This is a genomic window from Streptomyces sp. NPDC016309 (assembly GCF_043077235.1).
Classification (GTDB): domain Bacteria; phylum Actinomycetota; class Actinomycetes; order Streptomycetales; family Streptomycetaceae; genus Streptomyces.
Genome location: NZ_JBIBSG010000012.1, coordinates 40,838 through 64,049 on the forward strand (window position 1 = coordinate 40,838; position 23,212 = coordinate 64,049).

Genomic DNA, 23,212 nt, shown 5'->3' on the forward strand with positions numbered 1-23,212 from the left:
TTCACCCATCTGCCCCAACATGCAAGGAGAAGAGACCTTTAGGAGAAGCGAATAGTTCCATTTCTACGGATTCCATGCACGAGGCCACGGGTGACGGCCGGTCAGGGAGCCCAACTGCCGTACGCCTGGAGAACTTCGGCGGCGCGCCGGTCCACCCAGGTGGCCCGAATGGAGTACTGTGGCGAGCCCTGGGCCCCGATCCCTTTCGGGTGTCCGGGACCAACGGGAGGGGGCCGAAAAGCGGCACTCGTTCCGGCGGCGCCGCAGCACCGCACGGCCGCCTGCTGCACGGAGTGACCTCGACGGTCACCCTGCGTGGCGAACAGGTAACCGTGCCATAACGGCGTTCAGGGCCCACGCCCGACACGCCGGGCAACACGGCAAGGTTGTGGCAGGCTGCACCCGGGCAGGCCACACTCGACTAGCGGAAGCAGCGACGCAGGTGACGTCGGCAGGCACCACCCGGGAGGTCCCCATGCCCGAACTGCGTGTCGTGGCCGTCTCCAACGACGGCACACGACTGGTGCTGAAGGCTGCTGACAGCACGGAGTACACGCTTCCGATCGACGAGCGGCTGCGCGCCGCCGTGCGCAACGACCGCGCCCGCCTCGGCCAGATCGAGATCGAGGTGGAGAGCCACCTCAGGCCCCGGGACATCCAGGCGCGTATACGCGCCGGTGCCTCCGCCGAAGAGGTCGCCCAGCTCGCCGGCATCCCTGTCGAGCGGGTACGACGCTTCGAGGGCCCCGTCCTCGCCGAGCGCGCCTTCATGGCCGAGCGGGCCCGCAAGACCCCCGTCCGCCGGCCCGGCGAGAACACCGGTCCGCAGCTCGGCGAGGCGGTGCAGGAGCGGCTGCTGCTGCGCGGCGCCGACAAGGACACCGTGGTCTGGGACTCCTGGCGCCGCGACGACGGCACCTGGGAAGTGCTGCTGGTCTACCGGGTCGCGGGTGAGGTGCACTCGGCGAGCTGGACGTACGACCCGCCCCGCCGGCTCGTCCAGGCCGTGGACGACGAGGCGCGCGCGCTGATCGGCGAGACCGACGACGCGGTGGCCGTCCAGGAACCGAGCTTCCCGTTCGTACCGCGTATCGCGCGCCTCCCCCGCGATCGGCCGCTCGACCGCGCACTCGACCGGCAGATCGACCGCCCGGCGCCCGTTCCGGCCCCCGAGTCGGAGGACGAGCCCGAGCGCGACTCGCTGACCAGCCTGCTGGAGGCGGTGCCGAGCTTCCGGGGCGACATGGTCGTGCCCGAGCTCCCGGCCGCCGAACCCGCGGCGGCGGCCGAAGCCGACCAGGAGCCGGACGCCGAGGAGCCCCCGGCCCCGGCCGCCTCGGCGGGCGCGGGTTCGGCGTACGCGGACGTCCTGATGCCGCGCGCGGTGAGCGGTCACCGCGACCGCCTGACCGGCACGACCGACCGCCAGGCCGAAGCGGACGGCGTCCGCCCCGGCCGCCGGGCGGCGGTCCCGAGCTGGGACGAGATCGTCTTCGGTACACGCCGCAAGAAGCAGGAGTAGCGCACGAGTAGCGGGAGCAGCGGAAGCGGCCGGAGCGGCCAGGCTCCGTAGGCGCTTGGCGTGAACGCGTGACGCGTGAGCGCGTGAACCGCCGCCCCACGTCCCCGGTACCGTCCGGGGCGTGGGGCGGCGGTGTGCGTGGCCGGTGGCTTCGGTGACCGGCGGGCGGCGGGTTGCGGGCGGCCCGATCAGCCGCGGGACGGGCCCTTGGCGACCGGACGGGCCGGGTCGGAGGACCACTCGGACCAGGACCCCGCGTACAGCCCGGCCCGGATGCCGGCCAGTTCCAGGGCCAGGACCTCGTGGGCGCCCGACACGCCCGAACCGCAGTACACGCCGACCTCCGGGGCGTCGGTCGCGCCCAGGGCCTTGAAGCGGGCCGCCAGGGTCTCGGCGGGCAGGAAGCGGCCGTCCTCGTCCACGTTCTCCGTCGTCGGGGCCGAGGCCGCGCCCGGGATGTGCCCGCCCACGGGGTCGATCGGTTCCACCTCGCCCCGGTACCGCTCCCCCGCCCGCGCGTCCAGCAACAGGCCCGTGCGCGCCAGCGCCGCCGCCGCGTCCGCGTCCAGCAGCGGCAGGGCACCCGGCTCGGGCGTGAAGTCCCCGACCACGGGCGTGGGCTCCTCGGTCGTCAGTTCGCCCCGCCAGGCCGCGAGGCCGCCGTCCAGCACCCGCACGTCCGGGTGTCCCGTCCAGCGCAGCAGCCACCAGGCACGGGCGGCCGCCCAGCCCTGGCCGCCGTCGTACACCACGACCGGCCAGCCGGCGCGTACCCCGGCCCGGCGCATCACCGCGCCGAACTCCGCCACGTCCGGCAGCGGGTGGCGGCCCCCGGCGCCGGGCGGCCCCGCGAGCTCCGTGTCGAGGTCGGCGTACACGGCGCCCGGGATGTGCCCCGCCTCGTAGACGGGCCGGCCGGGCGGGCCGCCGAGCTGCCAGCGGACGTCCAGGAGGACCGGCGGGCGCGCGCCGGTGAGCTCATCGACCAGATCGGATGCCGAGATGATGGGATTCATGACGCCATCCTCGCGCAGACGCGGGCCGTCGCGGACGAGCCGGGAGGACCGGGCCGGTCGCGGCGGGGATGGGAAACGGAATTCTGGGCATCCTCCTGCGGAATCGCGCCATTCCACGGCGCGGCCGGGGCCCACCGCGCGGCCGATGGTGCAAGCATCTGACGGGGCGTACGGCCGGGCCCACGGCCCGTGGCCGCCACCGCGACGGCCCCGCCGCACCGGCACGGCAGCGCCGGGTCCCCGTACGGCCACGACGATGGTCCGAGGAGAGAATGACGATGAGCGAGGCGGCTCGGCGCGAACCCGGTACACCCTGCTGGGTGAGCTTGATGGCACATCGCCTTGACGCGACGCAGCGGTTCTACGGGGAGCTGTTCGGCTGGCGGTTCGAACCGGGCCCGCAGCAGCTCGGTCCGTACGTGCGCGGCCTGCTGGACGGCGAGGAAGTGGCGGGTATCGGCCAGCTTCCGGCCGACCGGGACCTGCCGACCGCCTGGACGACGTACCTGGCGTCCGACGACGCCGGCGCGACCGCCGAGGCGATCCGCTGCGGTGGCGGCACGGTCGCCGTCGGTCCGCTCACCGCGGGCGACGCCGGACGGCTGGTGATCTGCTCCGATCCGACCGGGGCGGTCTTCGGGGTCTGGCAGGCCGCGGCGCACCTCGGCACGACCGTGGGGGGCGTGCCCGGGACGCCCGTGTGGAACGAACTGCTGACGCAGGAGACCGAGGCGGTCGGCAAGTTCTACAAGACGGTGTTCGGGTACGAGCTCGATCCCGTCGACTCGGCCGAGGCGGACCTGGTGACGCTGCGGGTGGGCGACCGGCCGGTCGCCTCCCTGCGGGGCGTCGGCACCTCCCTGCCGCGCGACCGGGGCGCTCACTGGATGACCTGGTTCGAGGTGGCGGACACCGATGACGCGGCGCGGCGGGTGACCGGGCTCGGGGGCCGGGTGCTGGTGGGCCCGCACGACGAGCCGGCCGGGCGGGTGGCGACGGTCGCGGACCCGGAGGGCGCGGTCTTCACTCTGGTGCGGTCGTCCGCGGCCGGGCGCCCGGCGGCGGAGAGGTGACGGTGGTCGCGGGGACGGCGGTACCGGGCGACCCGCCGGCTACTCGGCCGGGACGGGGAGGACATCCGGGGACAGCGCGGCGGCGCGGGCGCTGGCGGCCGTCATACGGCGCCGGTGGTGGCGGCGGCACAGCACCTCGTACCCGACCTCGTCACCGGCGTTGACGTCGCCCACGACGACCTGCGCGCCCTCGACGACCATCTCGCCGCCGACGGTGCGCGCGTTGTGCGTGGCCCGCGCCCCGCACCAGCACAGGGCCTCGACCTGGAGCACCTCGACCCGGTCGGCGAGCTCGACGAGGCGCTGGGAGCCGGGGAACAGCTTGGAGCGGAAGTCCGTGGTGATGCCGAAGGCGAAGACGTCCAGTTCGAGGTCGTCGACGACGCGGGCGAGCTGGTCGATCTGCTCCGGGGCGAGGAACTGCGCCTCGTCCGCGATCACGTAGTCGCAGCGGCCGCCCTTGGAGAGGTGGGCGACGAGGTAGGCGTAGAAGTCGAAGCCCTCGGCGGCCTCGACGGCGTCGGTGACCAGGCCGAGGCGGGACGACAGCTTGCCCTCGCCGGCGCGGTCGTCACGGGTGAAGATCATGCCCTGGAGACCGCGCGCGGACCGGTTGTGCTCGATCTGCAGAGCGAGGGTGCTCTTTCCGCAGTCCATCGTTCCGGAGAAGAACACCAGCTCGGGCATGGGGAAGTGACGACCTTTCGGGTCAGGCGGGAAGGGAGGGCCGCTGCGGGCGGTTACGCGCGTACTTCGAGGAGCGGGACGAGCTGCTCCACGGGCGTCATCGAGCCGTGCACGCCGACCATCGCGGACTCGTTCGGCTCGTTGACGGACGCCGTGATGATGACGTCGTCGTGGGCGGCGGCGACGACGTCACCGATCCTGCCGAGGACACGCTCGTCGACGGCCGGGCCGAACCAGCCGGCGTCGATCGCCTCGTCGCGGCTCGCCACCCAGAACTGTTCGCCGAGCACCTCGCGCCAGCACGCCAGTACGTCGGCGGCGGCTCCCGGCACGGCGTAGACGTGGCGGGCCCGGCCCTCGCCGCCGAGCAGGGCCACCCCGGCGCGCAGCTCCCAGTCCTCGTCGAAGTCGATGCGGGACCGCTCGTCGAACGGGATGTCGATCATGCCGTGGTCCGCGGTGACGTACAGCGCGCTGCGGTCCGGTAGCTGCTCGGCGAGGCGCTGGACGAGCCGGTCGACGCACATGAGCTGGCCGCGCCAGGCGTCGGAGTCGACGCCGAAGCGGTGTCCGCTGCCGTCGACCTCGCTGTAGTACGTGTAGACGAGGGACCGGTCCCCGGCGGCCAGTTGCGCGGCGGTGAGGTCCATCCGCTCCTCGCCGGTGAGCCGCCCGTGAAACGTTCCGCCGCTGAGCGCGACCTTGGTCAGCGGGGTGTCCCGGAAGGTCGGGGAGGAGACCTGCGCGGTGTGGACGCCTGCCGCGTCGGCGAGCTGGAACACGGTCGGGTACGGCTGCCAGGCGTGCGGCGGCGTCCAGGGCTTCCAGCGGAGCTGGTTCATCAGCGCGCCGATCGCGGGGTCGCGCACGGTGTAGCCGGGCAGGCCGTGCTCGCCCGGCGGCCGGCCGGTGCCGACCGAGGCCAGCGAGGTGGCGGTGGTGGCGGGGAAGCCGGCGGTGATGGGCCGGCCGGTGCCGCCCCGGGAGCCGGCGAGGAGCGAGGTCAGATAGGGGGCCTCCTGGGGGTGGGCCTTGATCTGCTCCCACCCCAGGCCGTCGATCAGGAACACACAGTTCCGGTCGGCGGGCGTCAGCTCGGTGATGCGGTGCTCGCACCCGGGGACGCCGAGGCCGGCGGCGAGGGTCGGCAGCAGGTCGGCGAGCGAGCCGGAGCCGTACTCGGGCACGGGCGCGGTGTCGAGCGCCAGCGGGGCCGGCTCGTCGGGCCAGGTGGACGCCATGTGTGCGGGCTGGACCATCAGCGGGTGGCCGCGGTGGCTTCGGACAGCGCCTGGGCGAAGGCGAGCGCCTGGCGGACCGTCTCGGGGCCGTCGCCGGCCTCGCTGACGCGCAGGCTCAGGTCGTCGGCCGTGGAGTTGCCGGTGTAGCCGTGATCGGCGTCGCAGTTCGGGTCGCCGCAGGCGGCGGGCTCCAGGTCGATCCGGGAGACGGCGCCCCAGCCGATGGTGAGGACCACCTCACGCGGCAGGGTGCCCGGCGTGTACGACTCCGGGTTGGCGACGACGCGGCTCAGGACGACGGACGAGATCCGGCCGAGCTTGACCGACTCGGTGGAGGTCGTGGCGTAGGGCGTCGGGGAGCTGGTGTCGGCGTTCTGCTCGTCGGTGTGGCTGACGATGAAGCGGTTGGCCGTCAGGACGAGGACCGTCACGTGGCGGCGCACCTCGTTGGCGTCGAAGGTGGTCTCCTGGTGGACCAGGTACGACGCGATCGGCTCGCCGCCGACGGCGGCCTCGACCGCCTCGGCCACGAGGGCCGGGTAGTAGCCGCTGCGCTCGATCGCCGCGCGCAGCCCCTGGGTGGTCGTACCGGTCTTCGCCATGAGCTCCATCCTACGGGGGCGCGGTGACTGCGCGGGACGCTGTGGAGCCCGGTGTGGTTGCGGGGAGGGGGCGGCTCCCGGGCGAGGCGGTCGCCCGGGCGCGGCGGGGGGCGGCCCCGGGGCGGGTCAGTAGCTGGGGAGGCGGCGGGGGCCGAGGTCGGTGCGGGCGGGGGGTGGGGCGAGCCGGACGGTCGCGCCGAGGACCGAGAGGCCGCGCGGGGCGACGACCACCGGCTCCAGGGCGACGGCCACGATCTCCGGGTGATCGTCGACCAGCCGGGACACCCGGAGCAGCAGCTCCTCCAGGGCGGGGGTGTCCACGGGGGCGGAGCCGCGCCAGCCGAACAGCAGGGGCGCGGTGCGGAGGGAGCGGATCTGTTCGGCGACGTCCCGGTCGGTGGCGGGGACCAGGCGGTGCGCGGTGTCGCCCAGCAGCTCGGAGGCCGCGCCGGCGAGCCCGAAGGACAGGACGGCGCCGACGGCGGGGTCGATGGCGGCCCGTACGACGGTGTCGACGCCGCGCGGGACCATGGCCTGGACGACCGGCTGGAGCTCCTCGGGCTTGCCGAGGGTCTCGGTCAACTCCGCGTAGGCGGTGCGGAGCTGCTCCTCGGTGGCCAGGTCGAGGCGTACGCCGCCGAGGTCGGGGCGGTGGCGCAGGTGCGGCGCGGTGGTCTTGAGGGCGACGGGGTAGCCGAGGCCGGCGGCGGCCCGGGCGGCCTCGTCCGGGGTGGGCGCGGGCAGGGTGGGGTGTACGGGGACGCCGTAGCGCCCGAGCAGCTCGCGGGCGGCGCCGGGGGCGAGGGTGACGCCCCGCTCGTCCACGTCCTCCGAGAGGGCGCGTTCGATCTGGGCGGCGGCTCCGGGCTCATCGATGCCCTCGTACTCCGGTACGCGCCCCGGGTCGGCCACCTGGCGGCGCCACTGTCCGTACCGGACCGCCTCGGCCAGCGCCCGGACGGCCCGCTCGGCGGCGGGGTAGGCGGGGATCCGGTGTCCGTCGGCGGGGACGCCGGACGCGGCGGGCGCCTCCGGAGCGGGTGCCTCGGCGGCGGTGGCCCCGGCGGCGGCCGGCGGCTCGGGGGCCGGGGGTGCGCCCGGGGCGGGCGGGGCGGGGGCGGTGGGCGCCGTGCTGGTGGCCGCCGCGAGGGCGTCGGCGAGGGCGCCCATCTCGACGTGGACGACCAGCACCGGTTTGGCCGGGGCCTCCGCCGAGGCGGCCCGCAGCGCTTCGGCCAGGACCTCGCCGTCCCCGGACTCGGTCACCCCGTTCTCACCGACCCAGGGGATGGCCGTGACCACCACCGCGTCGCACCCGTCGTCCCGGAGGGCCTCGGTGAGGGCCGCCCGGAAGTCCTGCGGGGTGGCCGCCGTGGTCAGGTCGCGCGGCCGCCGGGGCCGCAGCCCCTCCGTCAGGCAGGCGTCGTAGGTGAGCAGGCCGAGCGACTCCGAGTTGCCGAGGATGGCCACCCGGGGCCCCGCCGGGAGCGGCTGCCCGGCCAGGAGCAGTCCGGCGTCGACCAGCTCGGTGACGGTGTCGACGCGGATCACGCCCGCCTGGCGCAGCAGCGCCGACACCGTGGTGTGGGGGATGCGAGTGACCGGTACGGCGTGCCCCGGGGGTGCGCTGCCGCTGTGCCGGGCTCCCTTGACGACGACGACCGGCTTGACCGCCGCCGTGCGCCGGGCGAGCCGGGTGAACTTGCGGGGGTTGCCGATCGATTCCAGGTAGAGCAGGACGACGTCGGTGTCGGGGTCGTCGTACCAGTGCTGGAGGATGTCGTTGCCGGAGACGTCCGCGCGGTTGCCCGCCGAGATGAAGGACGACAGGCCGGCTCCGCGCCGGTGCAGTCCGGACAGCAGGGCGATGCCGATGGCTCCGGACTGGGTGAACAGCCCGATCCGGCCCCGGGCCGGGGGGTGCGGGGCGAGCGAGGCGTTGAGCCGGACGCCGGGCGCGGTGTTGATGATCCCGAACGCGTTGGGGCCGATGATACGCATGCCGTACGAACGCGCCTGGCGTACCAGTTCCCGCTGGCGCGTCCTGCCGTCGGCGCCCTGTTCGGCGTACCCGGCGGTGAGGACCACCAGGCCCCGCACGCCGTGTTCGCCGCAGTCGGCGACGGCCTCGGGGACCCGCTCGGAGGGTACGGCGACGACCGCGAGGTCGACCGGCTCCCCGATGTCGGCGACCGACCGGAAGGCGGGCACGCCGTCCAGGGAGGTCGTCGTCTCCGGAAGGGCGCGGTTCACGGCGTACACCCGGCCCGTGTAGCCGGCCTCCAGGAGGTTGCGGAGGACCGTGCGGCCGACCCCGCCGGGCGCGCGGCCGGCGCCGACGACGGCGACGGAGCCGGGGGCGAGGAGCCGCTGCACCGACCTGGCCTCGGCGCGCTGTTCGCGGGCGCGCTGGACCGCCAGGGAGCGGTCGGTGGGCTCCAGGTCGAGGTGGAGGCGCACGGCACCGTCCTCGAAGCTGCGCTTCTGGGTGTACCCGGCGTCGGTGAACACCTTGATCATCTTGTTGTTGGCGGGCAGGACCTCGGCCGCGAACCGCCGGATGCCCCGCTCGCGCGCGACGGCCGCGATGTGTTCGAGGAGCGCGGAGGCCACGCCCCGCCCCTGGTGGGCGTCCTGGACGAGGAAGGCGACCTCGGCCTCGTCCGCCGGGGCGGAGGCGGGCAGCCCCTGCTCGTTGATCCGGTCGTAACGCACGGTGGCGATGAACTCGCCGCCGATCGTGGCCGCCAGGCCCACCCGGTCCACGTAGTCGTGGTGGGTGAAGCGGTGCACGTCCTTGGCGGAGAGCCGGGGGTAGGGTGCGAAGAACCGGTAGTACTTCGACTCGTCCGAGACCAGCTCGTAGAAGCTGACCAGGCGCTCGGCGTCATCCGTGGTGATCGGCCTGATCCGCGCGGTGCCGCCGTCCCGCAGCACGACGTCGGCCTCCCAGTGGTCGGGGTACACGTGTTCCGGCTGATCCGACGGGGTCCGCATGGGCCCCAGGGTACGGTGCGGGCCGCCGGTCGCGGAGGTGCTGTGGACAACGCAGGGTGAGGCGGGCCGAGCGGCGGTCCGGGCCCGCGAGGCCGGTTCGAGCACCCTGCGGGACATGAGAGACTGGCTGCGACAACTGGTCTAGACAACCTCCGAGACTCGAAGGGCAACACCATGGCTGAGCGCCGCGTCAACGTCGGCTGGGCCGAGGGCCTGCACGCCCGCCCCGCCTCCATCTTCGTCCGCGCCGCCACGGCCGCCGGCGTCCCCGTGACGATCGCCAAGGCCGACGGCAACCCTGTCAACGCCGCGTCGATGCTCGCGGTGCTGGGCCTGGGCGCGCAGGGCGGCGAGGAGATCGTGCTCGCTTCGGACGCGGAGGGCGCGGACGCCGCCCTGGACCGTCTGGCGAAGCTGGTCGCCGAGGGGCTCGAGGAGCTCCCCGAGACGGTCTGACCCCCTCGGTCGCGCACCACGCACGACAGCTTCGGGCGGAGCCGTTCCCCAGACACCGGGGGAACGGCTCCGCCTTTTCCGTCCGGTCACGGGAAACGGGCACACGCCAATTCCGGCGAGGGAAATGCGGGGCGATAATTCCCCCTGTTTGTATACGGCACCGCCGTTAATGAGGGATGCCCGCGGTGTTTACGCGGTGTTGCGAAGTCCTCACGTACGCGCCCGCCTGGCGTGCCGGGGAGCGCCGCAACCGGTGGGTGGCGAGCCAGCGCTCGACGTGGACGGCGGTGAGCGTGCGGGCGCGTTCGGCGTCGCCCCGGGCCACGGCGTCCACGATCGCGCCGTGCTCGGCCCAGGCGTCCGCCGGACGGGCGGGCGTCTCGACCGCGTACATCCAGGTGGTCTTGTGCCGGAGCTGGGTGAGCAGCGCGGTCAGGGCGGGGCTGCCGGACGCCTGGGCGAGCGTCTCGTGGAACCACCCGCCCAGCGAGCGGAGGTCCTCCGTCCGACCCGCGCGCGCCCGCTCCTGACCCAGCCTGACCAGGCCCCGCAGCACCTTGAGGTGGGCCTCGGTGCGGCGCTGGGCGGCACGGGCGGCGCCGAGGGGCTCCAGCAGCGTGCGCATCTCCAGCAGGTCGGCCGCCTCCTGCTCGGTGGGTTCGGCGACGCAGGCGCCGGCATGGCGGCGGGTGGTGACGAAGCCCTCCGACTCCAGGGTGCGCAGCGCCTCGCGGACCGGGACGCGGGAGACGCCGTAGCGGCGGGCCAGGTGTTCCTCGGTGAGCCGGCTGCCGCGCTCGAACACGCCGTTGACGATGTCGTCGCGGATCGCCGTGCATACCGAGTGCGCTGGAATGCGCATACCAGAACCCCCTGTGAACCGCGCGAAATTCAAACGCTTGACGCTTGTGCGATGACTCTATTGCAGCGGGCCGAAAATTCCGACAGTCGCCCGGAATCCATGGAGTTCTTTTCGGCCTCGTGCGGGACGCGACACGACGAAGGCCCCGGTTCGTGTCCCGAACCGGGGCCTGTCGGAGGAGCGGAGGCGGTCAGACGTTGACGCCGTGCGAGCGGAGGTACGCGACGGGGTCGATGTCCGAGCCGTAGTCGGCGCCCGTGCGGGCCTCGAAGTGCAGGTGCGGGCCGGACGAGTTGCCGGTCGAGCCGGAGAGGCCTATCTGCTGCCCCGGCATCACGGTCTGGCCGACCGAGACGTTGATCGAGGCCAGGTGGCCGTACTGGGTGTACGTGCCGTCGTTCATCCGGATGACGATGTTGTTGCCGTACGCGCCGCCCCAGCCGGCCTCGACGACGGTGCCGGCGCCCACGGAGACGACGGTGGTGCCGGAAGCGGCGTGGAAGTCGACGCCGGTGTGGCTGCCGGAGGACCACATGGCGCCACCGGTCTGGTAGCCGGTGCTGACGTAGCTGCCGGCGATGGGCGCCTGGAAGGAGTTCAGCCGCTTGCGCTCGGCCTCGCGGTCGGCGCGCTCCTTGGCGTCGCGGGCCGCCTTCACCCGGGCCTCGGCCTTGAGCTTCGCCTCGGCCTCGGCCTTCGCCTGGGCGGCGGCCTTGGCCGCCGTCTCCTGGGCCTCCAGTTCCTGGGCCTCGGCCTGGGCGTCGATCTGCTCGGCGAGCGTGTCGGTGATGACCGCCTGGTTGAGGCCGGTGTCCTCGAGCGAGCCGGGTGCGGCGTCCGGGGCGGCGGCGAGCGCCGGGGAAGCGAGGGTTCCGATGACGCCGGTGGTGGCGAGGGCCGCGACTCCGGCGACGTGTGCGCTCTTGCGGCTCAGGCGGCTCGGGGCACGGTGCTTCCCGGTGGCACGGGTGAACGCCATGAAGTGGCTGATCCTTTCCTTCCTTCTCGCCTACCGGGTTAGCTGACGGGTTCGGAGCAGGAAGGTCTCCTACGGGCCCCTCCGCGGCTGCGAAGGCGTCCGATTCACCCCAGGGACTTCATGGGTCCCCGGCTCCCCTGGCTCGCGCCTGACGGGGACTCGGCGATGGCTGCCCGGTGCCGCGGGTGCGGCGGGTACCGGTCGGACAGCCCATCAGACGCTAAGCGGCCGATCTTTCAATCACCAAACAGACACGGTTTTTTGTAGCGCACGCCACAGGGCAGACACCGAATCTCCGCAACAAACCGGACATTTGGCCGGGCATCCGGGAGGGGGACACGGGTGGACCCCGGCGTCGGGGGACGCCGGGGTCCGGGAGCGGTCGCGGAAGCGGGGCGACAGCGTCAATCAGCCGGTGACCACGGTCACTTGGCCGATTCCGAGCGCCTCGACGGGCTCCTTGATCCGAGCGGCGTCCCCGACGAGGACCGTGACCAGACGGTCCACCGGGAAGGCGCTGACGACCGCCGCGGTGGCCTCCACGGTGCCCGTCTCGGCGAGCCGGGCGTACATCTGCGCCTGGAAGTCGTCGGGGAGGTGCTGCTCGACCTGGTCGGCGAGGGTGCCCGCGACGGAGGCGGCCGTCTCGTACTTGAGGGGGGCGACGCCCACCAGGTTCTGCACGGCCGTCTCGCGCTCGGCGTCGGTCAGTCCCTCGGCGGCGAGGGTACGCAGCACCTTCCACAGGTCGTCGAGGGCCGGGCCGGTGTTCGGGGTGTCGACCGAGCCGCTGATGGCGAGCATGGCGGCCCCGCCGTCCGGGCCGGAGCGCAGTACCTGGCCGAAGGCCCGTACGCCGTAGGTGTAGCCCTTCTCCTCGCGCAGGACCTTGTCGAGGCGGGAGGTGAGCGTGCCGCCCAGGCAGTAGGTGCCGAGCACCTGGGCGGGCCAGACCCGGTCGTGCCGGTCGGGGCCGATCCGGCCGATGAGGAGCTGGGTCTGCACGGCGCCGGGGCGGTCGACGATGACGACCCGGCCGCTGTCGTCCGCCGTCACGGGCGGCACGGGGCGGGGCTCGGCCGAGTCGCCGGTCCAGGCGCCGATGGTGTCGGCGAGCACCGCGTCGAGGTCGACGCCGGTGAGGTCGCCGACGACGACCGCGGTGGCGGTGGCGGGACGCATGTGCGCCTCGTAGAAGGCGCGCACGGCCGCCGCGTCGATCCGGGCGACGGTCTCCTCGGTGCCCTGGCGGGGGCGGGACATGCGGGAGGTGGCCGGGAACAGCTCCTTGGAGAGCTGCATGGCGGCACGGCGGCCCGGGTTGGCGATCTCGTGCGGGATCTCGTCCAGCCGGTTGCGGACGAGCCGCTCGACCTCGCTGTCGGCGAACGCGGGGGCGCGCAGGGCCTCGGCGACCAGTCCGAGGGCCTTGCCGAGCCGGGAGACGGGGACCTCCAGGGAGACGCGTACACCGGGGTGGTCGGCGTGCGCGTCGAGGGTGGCGCCGCAGCGCTCCAGCTCGGCGGCGAACTCCTCCGCCGAGTGCTTGTCGGTGCCTTCGGAGAGGGCCCGCGCCATGATCGTGGCGACGCCGTCCAGGCCCTCGGGCTCGGCCTCCAGCGGGGCGGCGAGGAAGATCTCGACGGCCACGACCTGCTGGCCGGGACGGTGGCAGCGCAGCACGGTCAGGCCGTTGTCCAGCGTGCCGCGGTCGGGCGCGGGGAAGGCCCACGGCTTGGGCGTGCCCGCCTGGGGCTGCGGGTGGAACTCCATGGACGTCAGGGACACAGCGGCGTCGCTCACTGGTCGGCTCCCTCTTCTACCTGGTCGCTGTGGTCGGTGCCGGCGGGTTCGTAGACCAGCACCGCCCGGTTGTCGGGGCGGAGGCGGGCCTTGGCCACCGCCTGCACCTCCTCGGCGGTGACGTCCAGGACGCGCTGGACGGCGGTCAGGGCGAGCTGGGGGTCGCCGAACAGCACGGCGAACCGGCACAGTTCGTCGGCGCGGCCGGCGACCGTGCCGAGCCGGTCCAGCCACTCGCGCTCGAGCTGGGCCTGGGCGCGCTCCATCTCCTCGGGCGTGGGGCCCTCGGCGGCGAACCGGGCGAGCTCGTCGTCGACGGCCGCCTCGATGTCGGGGACCTCGACGCCACCGGACGTCTTGACGTCCAGCCAGCCGAGCGAGGGGGCGCCCGCCAGACGGAGCAGGCCGAAGCCGGCGGCCACGGCCGTGCGGTCGCGGCGCACCAGGCGGTTGTGCAGCCGCGACGACTCGCCGCCGCCCAGGACCGTGAGGGCGATGTCGGCGGCGTCGCACTCGCGGGTGCCGTCGTGCGGGAGCCGGTAGGCGGCCATCAGGGCGCGGGCCGGCACCTCCTCGACGACGACCTCACGGAGCTGCTCGCCGATGACCTCGGGCAGCGTCCCGTCCCGGGGCGGCTGCTTGCCGTCGTGGGAGGGGATGGAGCCGAAGTACTTCTCGACCCAGGCGAGCGTCTGCTCGGGGTCGATGTCGCCGACGACCGACAGGACGGCGTTGTTGGGCGCGTAGTACGTGCGGAAGAAGTTCCGCGCGTCCTCCAGGGTGGCGGCGTCCAGGTCCGCCATGGAGCCGATCGGGGTGTGGTGGTACGGGTGGCCCTCGGGGTAGGCGAGGGCGGTCAGCTTCTCGAAGGCCGTGCCGTACGGAACGTTGTCGTACCGCTGGCGGCGCTCGTTCTTGACGACGTCCCGCTGGTTCTCCATGGACTCGTCGTCGAGCGCGGCGAGCAGGGAGCCCATCCGGTCGGCTTCCAGCCACAGCGCCAGCTCGAGCTGGTGGGCGGGCATGGTCTCGAAGTAGTTGGTGCGCTCGAAGCTGGTCGTACCGTTGAGGGAGCCGCCGGCACCCTGCACCAGTTCGAAGTGGCCGTTGCCCTGGACCTGCTTCGACCCCTGGAACATCAGGTGCTCGAAGAGGTGGGCCAGGCCGGTGCGGCCCTCGACCTCGTGGCGGGAGCCGACGTCGTACCAGAGGCAGACCGCGGCGACCGGGGTCAGGTGGTCCTCGGAGAGCACCACGCGCAGGCCGTTGGCCAGGCGGTGCTCGGTCGCTGTCAGGCCGCCGGAGCCGGCCTGGGCTGTGGCCGTGTGACCCATGGGCATGTACGTCCCTTCGATCGCTATGGGGGAAAGATCCAGCTGCGGGCCGCTGGGAAGTCCTGCCACTGTATGCGGCCCTCGCGACCTGCCGTGGACCGCTGTGGAAGTCCTGCCACTGTATGCAAGCGGACTGACACCCGGTGGAGTTCCCGGATCCCCGTCGCGTCCCTCTTCCGGGTCGCGGTCGGCGTTGTCAGTGGGACGGTCCACAATGGGCGTCGTCAGATCAACCTTGTTGGTGAAGGAGCCGCAGCCGCGATGGCCCGCCGCAGCACGAAGACCACGCAGCCCGACGACTTCGAGGAGAAGATCCTCGACATCGACGTCGTCGACGAAATGCAGGGCTCCTTCCTCGAGTACGCGTACTCGGTGATCTACTCCCGGGCCCTGCCGGACGCCCGTGACGGCATGAAGCCGGTGCACCGCCGGATCGTGTACCAGATGAACGAGATGGGGCTGCGGCCCGAGCGCGGCTTCGTGAAGTGCGCCCGGGTGGTCGGCGAGGTGATGGGCAAGCTCCACCCGCACGGCGACGCGTCGATCTACGACGCCCTGGTGCGCATGGCGCAGCCGTTCTCGATGCGCCTGCCGCTGGTGGACGGGCACGGCAACTTCGGCTCCCTGGGCAACGACGACCCGCCGGCGGCGATGCGGTACACCGAGTGCCGGATGGCCGACGCGACGTCCCTGATGACGGAGTCGATCGACGAGGACACGGTCGACTTCAACCCGAACTACGACGGTCAGGAGCGCGAGCCGGCCGCGCTGCCCGCCGCCTTCCCGAACCTGCTGGTGAACGGCGCGTCCGGGATCGCGGTCGGCATGGCCACCAACATGCCCCCGCACAACCTGGGCGAGGTCATCGCCGCCGCCCGCCACCTGATCCGGCACCCGGGCGCCGACCTGGACACCCTGATGCGGTACGTGCCGGGCCCCGACCTGCCGACCGGCGGCCGGATCGTGGGCCTGTCGGGCATCAAGGACGCGTACGAGTCGGGCCGCGGCTCGTTCAAGATCCGCGCGACGGTGTCCGTGGAGAACGTGACGGCGCGCCGCAAGGGCCTGGTCGTCACCGAACTGCCCTTCGCGGTCGGTCCCGAGAAGGTGATCGCCAAGATCAAGGACCTGGTGGCCGCCAAGAAGCTCCAGGGCATCGCGGACGTCAAGGACCTGACCGACCGCGAGCACGGGCTGCGGCTGGTCATCGAGGTCAAGAACGGCTTCATCCCGGAGGCCGTGCTGGAGCAGCTCTACAAGCTGACGCCGATGGAGGAGTCCTTCGGCATCAACAACGTGGCGCTGGTCGACGGGCAGCCGCTCACGCTGGGTCTCAAGGAGCTGCTGGAGGTCTATCTGGACCACCGCTTCGAGGTGGTCCGGCGGCGCAGCGAGTTCCGGCGCGGCAAGAAGCGCGACCGGCTGCACCTGGTCGAGGGCCTGCTGGTGGCGCTGCTCGACATCGACGAGGTCATCCGGGTCATCCGGTCGAGCGACAACTCGGCGCAGGCCAAGGAGCGGCTGATCGAGCGCTTCTCGCTGAGCGAGATCCAGACGCAGTACATCCTGGACACGCCGCTGCGCCGGCTGACCAAGTTCGACCGGATCGAGCTGGAGAGCGAGCGGGACCGGCTGAACAGCGAGATCGAGGAACTGACCCGGATCCTGGATTCGGACGCGGAGCTGCGCAAGCTGGTCTCCTCGGAACTGGCGGCCGTGGCGAAGAAGTTCGGTACGGAGCGGCGCACGGTCCTGCTGGAGTCGGCGGGCGCGCCGGTCGCGGCGGCGTCGCTGGAGGTGGCGGACGACCCGTGCCGGGTGCTGCTGTCGTCGACGGGGCTGCTGGCCCGCACGGCGAGCGGGGAGCCGCTCCCGGACAGCGGCGGCAGGCGCACCAAGCACGACGTGATCGTCTCGGCGGTGCCGGCGACGCAGCGCGGCGAGGTCGGCGTGGTGACGTCCGCCGGGCGGCTGCTGCGGCTGTCGGTGATCGACCTCCCGCAGCTCCCGGACACGGCGTCCGCGCCGAACCTGTCGGGCGGGGCGCAGGTGTCGGAGTTCCTGACGCTGGAGAAGGACGAGGCGGTGATGTGCCTGACGACCCTCGACGAGTCCTCGCCGGGCCTGGCCATCGGCACCCTCCAGGGCGTGGTCAAGCGGGTGGTGCCGGACTATCCGGCGAACAAGGAGGAGTTGGAGGTCATCGGCCTCAAGGAGGGTGACCGGATCGTCGGCGCGGCCGAGCTGCGCACGGGCGAGGAGGACCTGGTCTTCATCACCTCCGACGCGCAGCTGCTGCGGTTCCCGGCCTCGGCGGTGCGGCCGCAGGGCCGTCCGGCGGGCGGCATGGCCGGCATCAAGCTGGCGGCGGGGGCCGAGGTGCTCTCGTTCACCGCGGTCGACCCGGCGCAGGACGCGGTGGTGTTCACGGCCGCCGGCTCGTCCGGTGCCCTGGACCCGACGGCGGCCACCTCGGTCAAGCTCACCCCGTTCGACCAGTACCCGCGCAAGGGCCGCGCGACGGGCGGTGTGCGCTGCCAGCGCTTCCTCAAGGGCGAGGACGTGCTGGTCCTGGCCTGGGCGGGGGCCGCGCCGGCCCGTGCGGCGCAGAAGAACGGCACCCCGGTGGACCTGCCGGAGATCGACCCGCGCCGGGACGGCTCGGGCACACCGCTCGCGAAGCAGGTGGAGGTGCTGGCCGGCCCGGCGTCGTAACCGCGGCTACTGCTCCGGCCGGTCCGGTAGGTACCCGTCCGGTTCCGGCCGGTCCTGGTCCGTCCCCGGGTCCGGCCGGTCCGGTACGTACCGCAGGACGCCCCACATGCTGTGCTCCTCGGGCGTGTCCCGCGGGCCGGTGACGCGGCAGTCGTCGAGGGCCTTGTGCAGGGCGTCGCCGTCCGTGCCGGAGCCGATGAGGACGAGCTGGGTGAGGCGCTGCTCCCCGCGCGGCCAGGGCTCGGGGTAGAAGCGCAGGAAGCGGCCGACCGCGTGCAGGGTGTAGCGGTTCGCCGGGTCGAGGGTGCCGAAGTCGACGAAGCCCTTGATCCGGTAGAGACCGTCCGGGCGGGAGTCCAGGAAGTCCAGCAGCCGCCGCGGGTGCATCGGCGCGTCGGCGGTGAACGAGACCGTGTCGTAGCCGGCGTGCGGGTGGACCTCCGGCACGACGTACAGCTCGTCCAGGTCCTCGAAGGTGAGCTGGCGCGGGCCGTCGTCGTCGGTGCGGGCGGCGCGGTCGAACAGGAGCTCGGGGTCGACCCTGCCGTAGGCGGCGTCGATCACCGCGGCACGCCCGGCGAGGCCGGTGACGGCGATGTGGACGCGCCGCAGTTCCCCCGGGTCGACCCGGTCGGCCTTGTTGACGACGACGAGGTCGGCGATGCCCAGGTGACGGTCGGTCTCGGGATGCCGCTCCCGGGTGGCGTCGAACTCGGCGGCGTCCACGACCTGGACCAGCCCGCCGTACACCACGCGCTCGTTGTCGCTGGCGAGGATCATCCGCACCAGTTCCTGGGGCTCGGCGAGGCCGCTCGCCTCGATGACGATGACGTCGAGGCGCGAGGAGGGCCGGGTGAGGGTCTCCAGGTAGGTGTCGAGCTCGCTCGCGTCGACGGCGCAGCACAGGCAGCCGTTGCCCAGGGAGACGGTGGAGCCGACCTGCCCGGCGACGGTCATGGCGTCGATCTCGATCGAGCCGAAGTCGTTGACCATGACGCCGATGCGGGTGCCTCTGGCGCTGCGCAGCAGATGGTTCAGCAGGGTCGTCTTGCCCGACCCCAGGAAGCCCGCGAGGACGACTACGGGGATCTGCTGCACGCTGCTCAAGGCGCACCCTTCTCGTTCGGCGGCCGGCGGTCGGCCTCAGCGGTGGTCGGACATCGGCTTGGGCGGTCGGCCATCGGCGTCGGCGGTCGGCGCCCGGCGGCCGTCACTCGGCGGCCCCCAGGATAGGCGGGCGTGACGGCGGACATTTCGCGAAGGGCGGGGCTCCCCTTACGGTTCCTGGCATGCACCCCGCCGCGCCCCCGCCGCCCACCCCCGCGACGCCGCCCCCGCGCCGCGCGGAGGCCCGGCGCCGGTGGTCCGGCCGGCCGCGGCGGGTGTTCTCCCAGGTCCTGCTGATGCACCTGGCCATCGTCACCGGCGTCACCGTGCTGGCCACCGGCCTGTTCCTGGCCCCGCTCAGCGCCCAGCTCGATGACCAGGCGATGCGCCGGGCCCTGGCGATCGCCGGGACGGCCGCCTCGGACCGGGTGGCCGAGGAGCTGACGGACACGCCGCCGAGCGCCGCCGGGCCCGTCCAGGCGGAGGCCGAACGGATCAGGAGGGCCACCGGCGCCGAATACGTCGTGATCATGGACCGGCGGGGGGTGCGGTGGTCGCACCCCGACCCCCTCAAGATCGGCAAGGTCGTGTCCACCGACCCCAGCGAGGCCCTGGCGGGCCGGGACGTGATGGAGATCGACAGCGGTACGCTCGGCCGCTCCGCGCGCGGCAAGGTCCCGCTGCGCGACGCGACGGGCGGGATCGTCGGCGCGGTGTCGGTCGGCATCGAGTACGACAGTGTCCGCGCCCGGCTGCTGGCCGCGATCCCCGGCCTGCTCGCCTACGCCGGCGGGGCCCTCGCGGTCGGGGCGCTGGCCGCGTACCTGATCTCCCGGCGTCTCCAGCGCCGCACCCATGACCTGGCCTTCTCCGACATCTCGGCGCTGCTCGCGGAGCGGGAGGCGATGCTGCACGGCATTCGCGAGGGGGTCGTGGCACTGGACGGCCACGGGCGGATCCGGCTGCTGAACGACGAGGCGCAGCGGCTGCTGGGCGTGGGGCCCGAGGCCACCGGACGCCCTCTGGAGGACGCGCTCGGCCCGGGCCGGACCGCCGACGTGCTGGCCGGACGGGTGGCCGGCGAGGACCTGCTGACCGTGCGCGGGCACCGGGTGCTGATCGCCAACCGGATGCCGACGGACGACGGCGGCGCCGTGGCGACACTGCGCGACCGGACCGAGCTGGAGCGGCTCGGGCGCGAGCTGGACTCCACGCGGGGCCTGATCGACGCGCTGCGGGCCCAGGACCACGAGCACGCGAACCGGATGCACACGCTGCTGGGGCTGCTGGAGCTCCGTATGCACGAGGAGGCGGTGGAGTACGTCACCGAGGTGGTGGGCGTGCACCGGGCGACCGCCGAGCAGGTCACCGAGAAGGTCCACGACCCGCTGCTGGCCGCACTCCTCGTGGGCAAGGCCACGGTGGCGGCCGAGCGGGGCGTCTCGCTGCGTCTGACGCCCGGCACGCTGCTGCCGGACCGGGTGGTGGAGCCGCGCGAGCTGGTGACCGTGGTCGGCAACCTCGTCGACAACGCGGTCGACGCGGCGGCGGGCTCCGAGCGGCCGCTCGTGGAGGCCGAGCTGCGTGCGGAGGGCCGTACGGCCGTCCTGCGGGTCACCGACAGCGGGCCCGGTGTGCCGCCCGAGCGGCGGGAGCTGGTCTTCACGGAGGGCTGGTCCACCAAGGACCTCCCCGCCCACGGGGGGCGCCGCGGGCTGGGTCTGGCCATGGTGCGCCGGCTCGCGGAGCGCCGGGGCGGCAGCGCCCGGGTGTCCGCCGGCCCGGATGGCGGGGCGGAGTTCACCGTGGTGCTCCCCGAGGCCCTGACGGACCCCGCTCCCGCCGCCGGTGACCGGGCCGGGCGCGGCGGCCCCGCCGGGGACCCGCCGCACGGGGACGCTCCCGCGGTTCCCGCGGCCCGTGGGACGGCGCCCGGGGCCGGGACGCACCCGGAGGGCCGGCCGGCGGGGCCGGGGGGTGCCCGGTGATCGGCGTGCTGGTGGTGGACGACGACGTCCGGGTCGCGCGGATCAACGCCGCGTACGTCGCCAAGGTGCCGGGCTTCCGGGTGGTCGCGTCGGCCCACACGGCGGCCGAGGCCCTCGCACGGGTGGAGGACACGGCGGTCGACCTGATCCTGCTCGACCACTACCTGCCGGACGGCAACGGCCTGGCGGTCGTACGGGAGTTGCGGCGGCGCGGGCACCAGACCGACGTGATCATGGTGACGGCGGCCCGGGACGTCGCCACCGTCCGGGCGGCGCAGCGCCACGGCGCGCTCCAGTACCTGGTGAAACCGTTCAACTTCGCGGGCCTGCGCCCCAAGCTGGAGGCGTACGCGGCGCTGCGCAGCGCCCTGGAGGGCGGTGGTGAGGCCGAGCAGGCGGAGGTGGACCGGATCTTCGGCGCCCTCTCGGTCGCCTCGGGCGCGCCCGACCTCCCCAAGGGCCACTCCCCCACCACGGCCGAGCTCGTACGGCAGGTGCTGCTCGCCGCCGACGGCCCGCTGTCCGCGCAGGAGATCGCGGAGCGGGCGGGGGTGAGCCGGCAGACGGCCCAGCGGTATCTGAAGCTGCTGGAGCGGGCGGGCCGGGTCCGCCTGTCGTTGCGGTACGGGGAGACCGGGCGTCCCGAGCACCGCTACACCTGGGCCACCTCCTGACCCCGGCCGGACGGGACTTCCGGCACCCGCCCCGGGTTGTCTCCCCTAGACCGCGCCCGCGCCCGTCAGGGCCCGTACCTCGGTCTCGGCGTGCCCGGCCTCGTCCGGGGCCTCGGGCGAGGTGACCGTACCCAGCCAGCCGGCCAGGAAGCCCAGCGGAATGGAGACCATGCCGGGGTTCTGGAGCGGGAAGACCTGGAAGTCCACGCCGGGGAAGAGCGCCTCGGGGCTGCCCGAGACGACGGGCGAGAGCAGCACCAGCAGGACGGCCGGGACGAGCCCCCCGTACACCGACCAGACCGCCCCGCGCGTGGTGAAGTTCCGCCAGAACAGGGAGAACAGCAGCACCGGGAGGTTCGCGGAGGCGGCGACCGCGAAGGCCAGCCCGACGAGGAACGCCACGTTCAGGTCGCGGGCCAGCAGGCCGAGCGCGATCGCGACCGCCCCGACGCCGGCCGCGGCGACGCGTGCCACCGCGACCTCTCCGTACCGCCGCTTGCCGCCGGGGCGCTTCAGCGAGGCGTACAGGTCGTGGGCGACGGACGCGGACGACGCCAGGGTGATGCCCGCGACGACGGCGAGGATCGTGGCGAAGGCCACCGCGGCGACCACCGCGAACAGCACCGCCCCACCGGTCGTGCCCGCGCCCCCGCCCAGGTCGAGGGCGAGGAGCGGGACGGCCGTGTTGCCCGCGGCGTTCGACGCCCGTACCTCCTCGGGCCCGACGAGCGCGGCCGCGCCGAAGCCCAGGACGATGGTCATCAGGTAGAAGCTGCCGATGAGGCCGATGGCCCAGACGACCGAGCGGCGGGCGGCCCGCGCGGTCGGCACGGTGTAGAAGCGGGCGAGGATGTGCGGCAGCCCGGCGGTGCCCAGCACCAGGGCGAGGCCGAGGCTGATGAAGTCCAGGCGGGCGACCGGGTCACCGCCGTACTTGAGCCCCGGCGAGAGGAAGTCCCGCCCGTGCCCGCTGCGTTCGGCCGCGGCGGTGAGGAGCTGGTTGACGTCGCCGTGGAAGCGCAGCAGGACGAGCACGGTGAGCGCCAGCGCGCCCGCCATCAGCAGTACGGCCTTGACGATCTGGATCCAGGTGGTGGCGCGCATACCGCCCAGCGACACGTAGACGACCATGAGGGCGCCGACACCGATCACGGTCCAGGACCGCGCGGCCTCGCTCGTGCCGCCCAGCAGCAGCGCGACCAGGCTGCCGGCGCCCACCATCTGCGCCACCAGGTAGAGCACGGACACGGTCACCGAGGACGTCCCGGTGGCGATCCGGACCGGCCGCTCGCGCATCCGTGCCGTGATCACGTCGGCGAGCGTGAAGCGGCCGCAGTTGCGGACGAGTTCGGCGACCAGGAGGAGCACGACGAGCCAGGCGACCAGGAAGCCGACCGAGTAGAGCATGCCGTCGTAGCCGAAGAGCGCGATCAGGCCGGAGATGCCCAGGAAGGACGCGGCGGACATGTAGTCGCCGGAGATCGCGAAGCCGTTCTCCATGGGCGAGAACAGCCGCCCTCCGGCGTAGAACTCCTCGGCCGAGCCGCGCCGGTGGCGGCTGACCCAGGTGGTGATCGCCAGCGTGCCGGCGATGAACGCGCTGAACAGCAGGAGCGCGAGGGCCTGGTGGTCTCCGGTCAACGCTCAACCGCCCCTCGGATCAGGCCCCGGCCCCGCTCCTGGTCGAACACGGTCCAGCGCAGATCGAGCGCCGCGCGGTCCCGGTGCAGTCGGGCGTGGCGTACATACGCCCAGGTCAGCGCGAAGGTGGTGAGGAACTGGCCGAGTCCGGCGACCATCGCCACGTTGACCGCTCCGGCCACCGGGCGGGACATGAACTGCGGCGCCGTGGTGGCCGCCACGACGTAGGCCAGGTACCAGGTGAGGAAGGCCAGGACCGCCGGGCCGACGAAGCGCCGGTAGCGGGCGCGGACCTCCTGGAAGGCGGCGCTGCGCTGCACCTCCAGGTAGATGTCGGCCGCGGCGGGCCGCTCGTGGGGCGGCCGCGTGGGGCCGGGCACCACCGGCGCCGGTGTCCCGGCGCCGTCCGTCTCGCCCCAGCCGGAGGCCAGTGCGTCGTACCACGGGTCATCGATCCGCGCTGTGGCGGGATCGAGCCCTTCCCTGTTCTCCACCGGTCAACTCTCCTTGTCGGC

General features: G+C 73.6%; 18 protein-coding genes and 1 riboswitch. Of the genes, 6 read left to right on the plus strand and 12 right to left on the minus strand.

Annotated elements, in window-relative coordinates:
• The first annotated feature begins 475 nt into the window (after positions 1-475).
• Entirely contained in the window at positions 476-1,522 is a 1,047-nt protein-coding gene (gene sepH, locus ACF068_RS27150) for a septation protein SepH (RefSeq protein WP_392276919.1), read from the plus strand.
• Positions 1,523-1,710: 188 nt separating this feature from the next.
• Here sepH and ACF068_RS27155 read toward each other — a convergent pair whose 3' ends face one another.
• A complete protein-coding gene (locus tag ACF068_RS27155) occupies positions 1,711-2,538 on the minus strand; it encodes a sulfurtransferase (protein ID WP_392276920.1) in 828 nt (275 codons plus the stop codon).
• Between the two features lie 278 nt (positions 2,539-2,816).
• Here ACF068_RS27155 and ACF068_RS27160 point away from each other — a divergent pair, with 278 nt between their 5' ends.
• Positions 2,817-3,611, plus strand: coding sequence for a VOC family protein (locus ACF068_RS27160; RefSeq protein WP_392276921.1), 795 nt, complete (start codon positions 2,817-2,819; stop codon positions 3,609-3,611).
• A gap of 39 nt (positions 3,612-3,650) precedes the next feature.
• Here the strand turns inward: ACF068_RS27160 and ACF068_RS27165 are convergent, their stop codons facing one another.
• From ACF068_RS27165 to ACF068_RS27180, 4 genes are all read right to left on the minus strand, one after another.
• Positions 3,651-4,298: a thymidine kinase gene (locus tag ACF068_RS27165; RefSeq protein ID WP_392276922.1), complete on the minus strand. Its 648-nt coding sequence runs from the start codon at positions 4,296-4,298 to the stop codon at positions 3,651-3,653.
• A 53-nt stretch (positions 4,299-4,351) separates the two neighbouring features.
• A complete protein-coding gene (locus ACF068_RS27170; RefSeq protein WP_392276923.1) occupies positions 4,352-5,557 on the minus strand; it encodes an alkaline phosphatase family protein in 1,206 nt (401 codons plus the stop codon).
• A complete protein-coding gene (locus tag ACF068_RS27175; protein ID WP_073755400.1) occupies positions 5,557-6,141 on the minus strand; it encodes a DUF5998 family protein in 585 nt (194 codons plus the stop codon). The genes ACF068_RS27170 and ACF068_RS27175 overlap by 1 nt, the downstream gene beginning before the upstream one ends.
• 126 nt (positions 6,142-6,267) lie before the next feature.
• The gene (locus tag ACF068_RS27180; RefSeq protein ID WP_392276924.1) at positions 6,268-9,138 is read right to left on the minus strand and encodes a GNAT family N-acetyltransferase; all 2,871 of its coding nucleotides are present in this window, start codon (positions 9,136-9,138) and stop codon (positions 6,268-6,270) included.
• Positions 9,139-9,312: 174 nt separating this feature from the next.
• Here ACF068_RS27180 and ACF068_RS27185 point away from each other — a divergent pair, with 174 nt between their 5' ends.
• On the plus strand, positions 9,313-9,594 hold the full coding sequence (locus ACF068_RS27185) for an HPr family phosphocarrier protein (RefSeq protein ID WP_030021209.1): 282 nt from the start codon (positions 9,313-9,315) through the stop codon (positions 9,592-9,594).
• Positions 9,595-9,760: 166 nt separating this feature from the next.
• On the opposite strand, the gene ACF068_RS27190 is transcribed toward ACF068_RS27185, so the two are convergent.
• The 4 genes from ACF068_RS27190 to ACF068_RS27205 form a co-directional block, all read right to left on the minus strand.
• A complete protein-coding gene (locus ACF068_RS27190) occupies positions 9,761-10,456 on the minus strand; it encodes a GntR family transcriptional regulator (protein WP_392276925.1) in 696 nt (231 codons plus the stop codon).
• A 190-nt stretch (positions 10,457-10,646) separates the two neighbouring features.
• Entirely contained in the window at positions 10,647-11,435 is a 789-nt protein-coding gene (locus tag ACF068_RS27195) for a M23 family metallopeptidase (RefSeq protein ID WP_392276926.1), read from the minus strand.
• A gap of 13 nt (positions 11,436-11,448) precedes the next feature.
• A riboswitch (cyclic di-AMP (ydaO/yuaA leader) is annotated at positions 11,449-11,610 on the minus strand.
• A gap of 233 nt (positions 11,611-11,843) precedes the next feature.
• Complete coding sequence (locus tag ACF068_RS27200) at positions 11,844-13,238, minus strand: M16 family metallopeptidase (protein ID WP_392276927.1); 1,395 nt, start codon at positions 13,236-13,238, stop codon at positions 11,844-11,846.
• Entirely contained in the window at positions 13,235-14,572 is a 1,338-nt protein-coding gene (locus ACF068_RS27205; RefSeq protein WP_392277000.1) for a M16 family metallopeptidase, read from the minus strand. The genes ACF068_RS27200 and ACF068_RS27205 overlap by 4 nt, the downstream gene beginning before the upstream one ends.
• A gap of 261 nt (positions 14,573-14,833) precedes the next feature.
• Between ACF068_RS27205 and ACF068_RS27210 the strand changes: the two genes are divergently transcribed.
• On the plus strand, positions 14,834-17,287 hold the full coding sequence (locus ACF068_RS27210) for a DNA topoisomerase (ATP-hydrolyzing) subunit A (protein ID WP_392276928.1): 2,454 nt from the start codon (positions 14,834-14,836) through the stop codon (positions 17,285-17,287).
• A gap of 6 nt (positions 17,288-17,293) precedes the next feature.
• Here ACF068_RS27210 and ACF068_RS27215 read toward each other — a convergent pair whose 3' ends face one another.
• Positions 17,294-18,394: a CobW family GTP-binding protein gene (locus ACF068_RS27215; RefSeq protein ID WP_392276929.1), complete on the minus strand. Its 1,101-nt coding sequence runs from the start codon at positions 18,392-18,394 to the stop codon at positions 17,294-17,296.
• 182 nt (positions 18,395-18,576) lie between these two features.
• On the opposite strand from ACF068_RS27215, the gene ACF068_RS27220 reads away from it, so the two are divergent.
• Both ACF068_RS27220 and ACF068_RS27225 read left to right on the plus strand, forming a co-directional pair.
• The gene (locus ACF068_RS27220) at positions 18,577-20,382 is read left to right on the plus strand and encodes an ATP-binding protein (RefSeq protein WP_392276930.1); all 1,806 of its coding nucleotides are present in this window, start codon (positions 18,577-18,579) and stop codon (positions 20,380-20,382) included.
• Entirely contained in the window at positions 20,379-21,056 is a 678-nt protein-coding gene (locus ACF068_RS27225) for a response regulator (protein WP_392276931.1), read from the plus strand. Before ACF068_RS27220 ends, ACF068_RS27225 begins: the two co-directional genes overlap by 4 nt.
• A gap of 45 nt (positions 21,057-21,101) precedes the next feature.
• Here the strand turns inward: ACF068_RS27225 and ACF068_RS27230 are convergent, their stop codons facing one another.
• Both ACF068_RS27230 and ACF068_RS27235 read right to left on the minus strand, forming a co-directional pair.
• Positions 21,102-22,697 (minus strand): cation acetate symporter, encoded by a 1,596-nt coding sequence (locus ACF068_RS27230; protein WP_392276932.1) that lies wholly within the window; start codon positions 22,695-22,697, stop codon positions 21,102-21,104.
• Positions 22,694-23,191: a DUF485 domain-containing protein gene (locus ACF068_RS27235; protein WP_392276933.1), complete on the minus strand. Its 498-nt coding sequence runs from the start codon at positions 23,189-23,191 to the stop codon at positions 22,694-22,696. The genes ACF068_RS27230 and ACF068_RS27235 overlap by 4 nt, the downstream gene beginning before the upstream one ends.
• Between the last annotated feature and the right edge of the window lie 21 nt (positions 23,192-23,212).

Coding starts and splice junctions, on each gene's coding strand:
- sepH (WP_392276919.1), top strand. CDS start 476: ATGCCCGAACTGCGTGTCGTGGCCGTCTCCAACGACGGCACACGACTG.
- ACF068_RS27155 (WP_392276920.1), bottom strand. CDS start 2,538: ATGAATCCCATCATCTCGGCATCCGATCTGGTCGATGAGCTCACCGGC.
- ACF068_RS27160 (WP_392276921.1), top strand. CDS start 2,817: ATGAGCGAGGCGGCTCGGCGCGAACCCGGTACACCCTGCTGGGTGAGC.
- ACF068_RS27165 (WP_392276922.1), bottom strand. CDS start 4,298: ATGCCCGAGCTGGTGTTCTTCTCCGGAACGATGGACTGCGGAAAGAGC.
- ACF068_RS27170 (WP_392276923.1), bottom strand. CDS start 5,557: ATGGTCCAGCCCGCACACATGGCGTCCACCTGGCCCGACGAGCCGGCC.
- ACF068_RS27175 (WP_073755400.1), bottom strand. CDS start 6,141: ATGGCGAAGACCGGTACGACCACCCAGGGGCTGCGCGCGGCGATCGAG.
- ACF068_RS27180 (WP_392276924.1), bottom strand. CDS start 9,138: ATGCGGACCCCGTCGGATCAGCCGGAACACGTGTACCCCGACCACTGG.
- ACF068_RS27185 (WP_030021209.1), top strand. CDS start 9,313: ATGGCTGAGCGCCGCGTCAACGTCGGCTGGGCCGAGGGCCTGCACGCC.
- ACF068_RS27190 (WP_392276925.1), bottom strand. CDS start 10,456: ATGCGCATTCCAGCGCACTCGGTATGCACGGCGATCCGCGACGACATC.
- ACF068_RS27195 (WP_392276926.1), bottom strand. CDS start 11,435: ATGGCGTTCACCCGTGCCACCGGGAAGCACCGTGCCCCGAGCCGCCTG.
- ACF068_RS27205 (WP_392277000.1), bottom strand. CDS start 14,572: ATGGGTCACACGGCCACAGCCCAGGCCGGCTCCGGCGGCCTGACAGCG.
- ACF068_RS27210 (WP_392276928.1), top strand. CDS start 14,834: ATGGCCCGCCGCAGCACGAAGACCACGCAGCCCGACGACTTCGAGGAG.
- ACF068_RS27220 (WP_392276930.1), top strand. CDS start 18,577: ATGCACCCCGCCGCGCCCCCGCCGCCCACCCCCGCGACGCCGCCCCCG.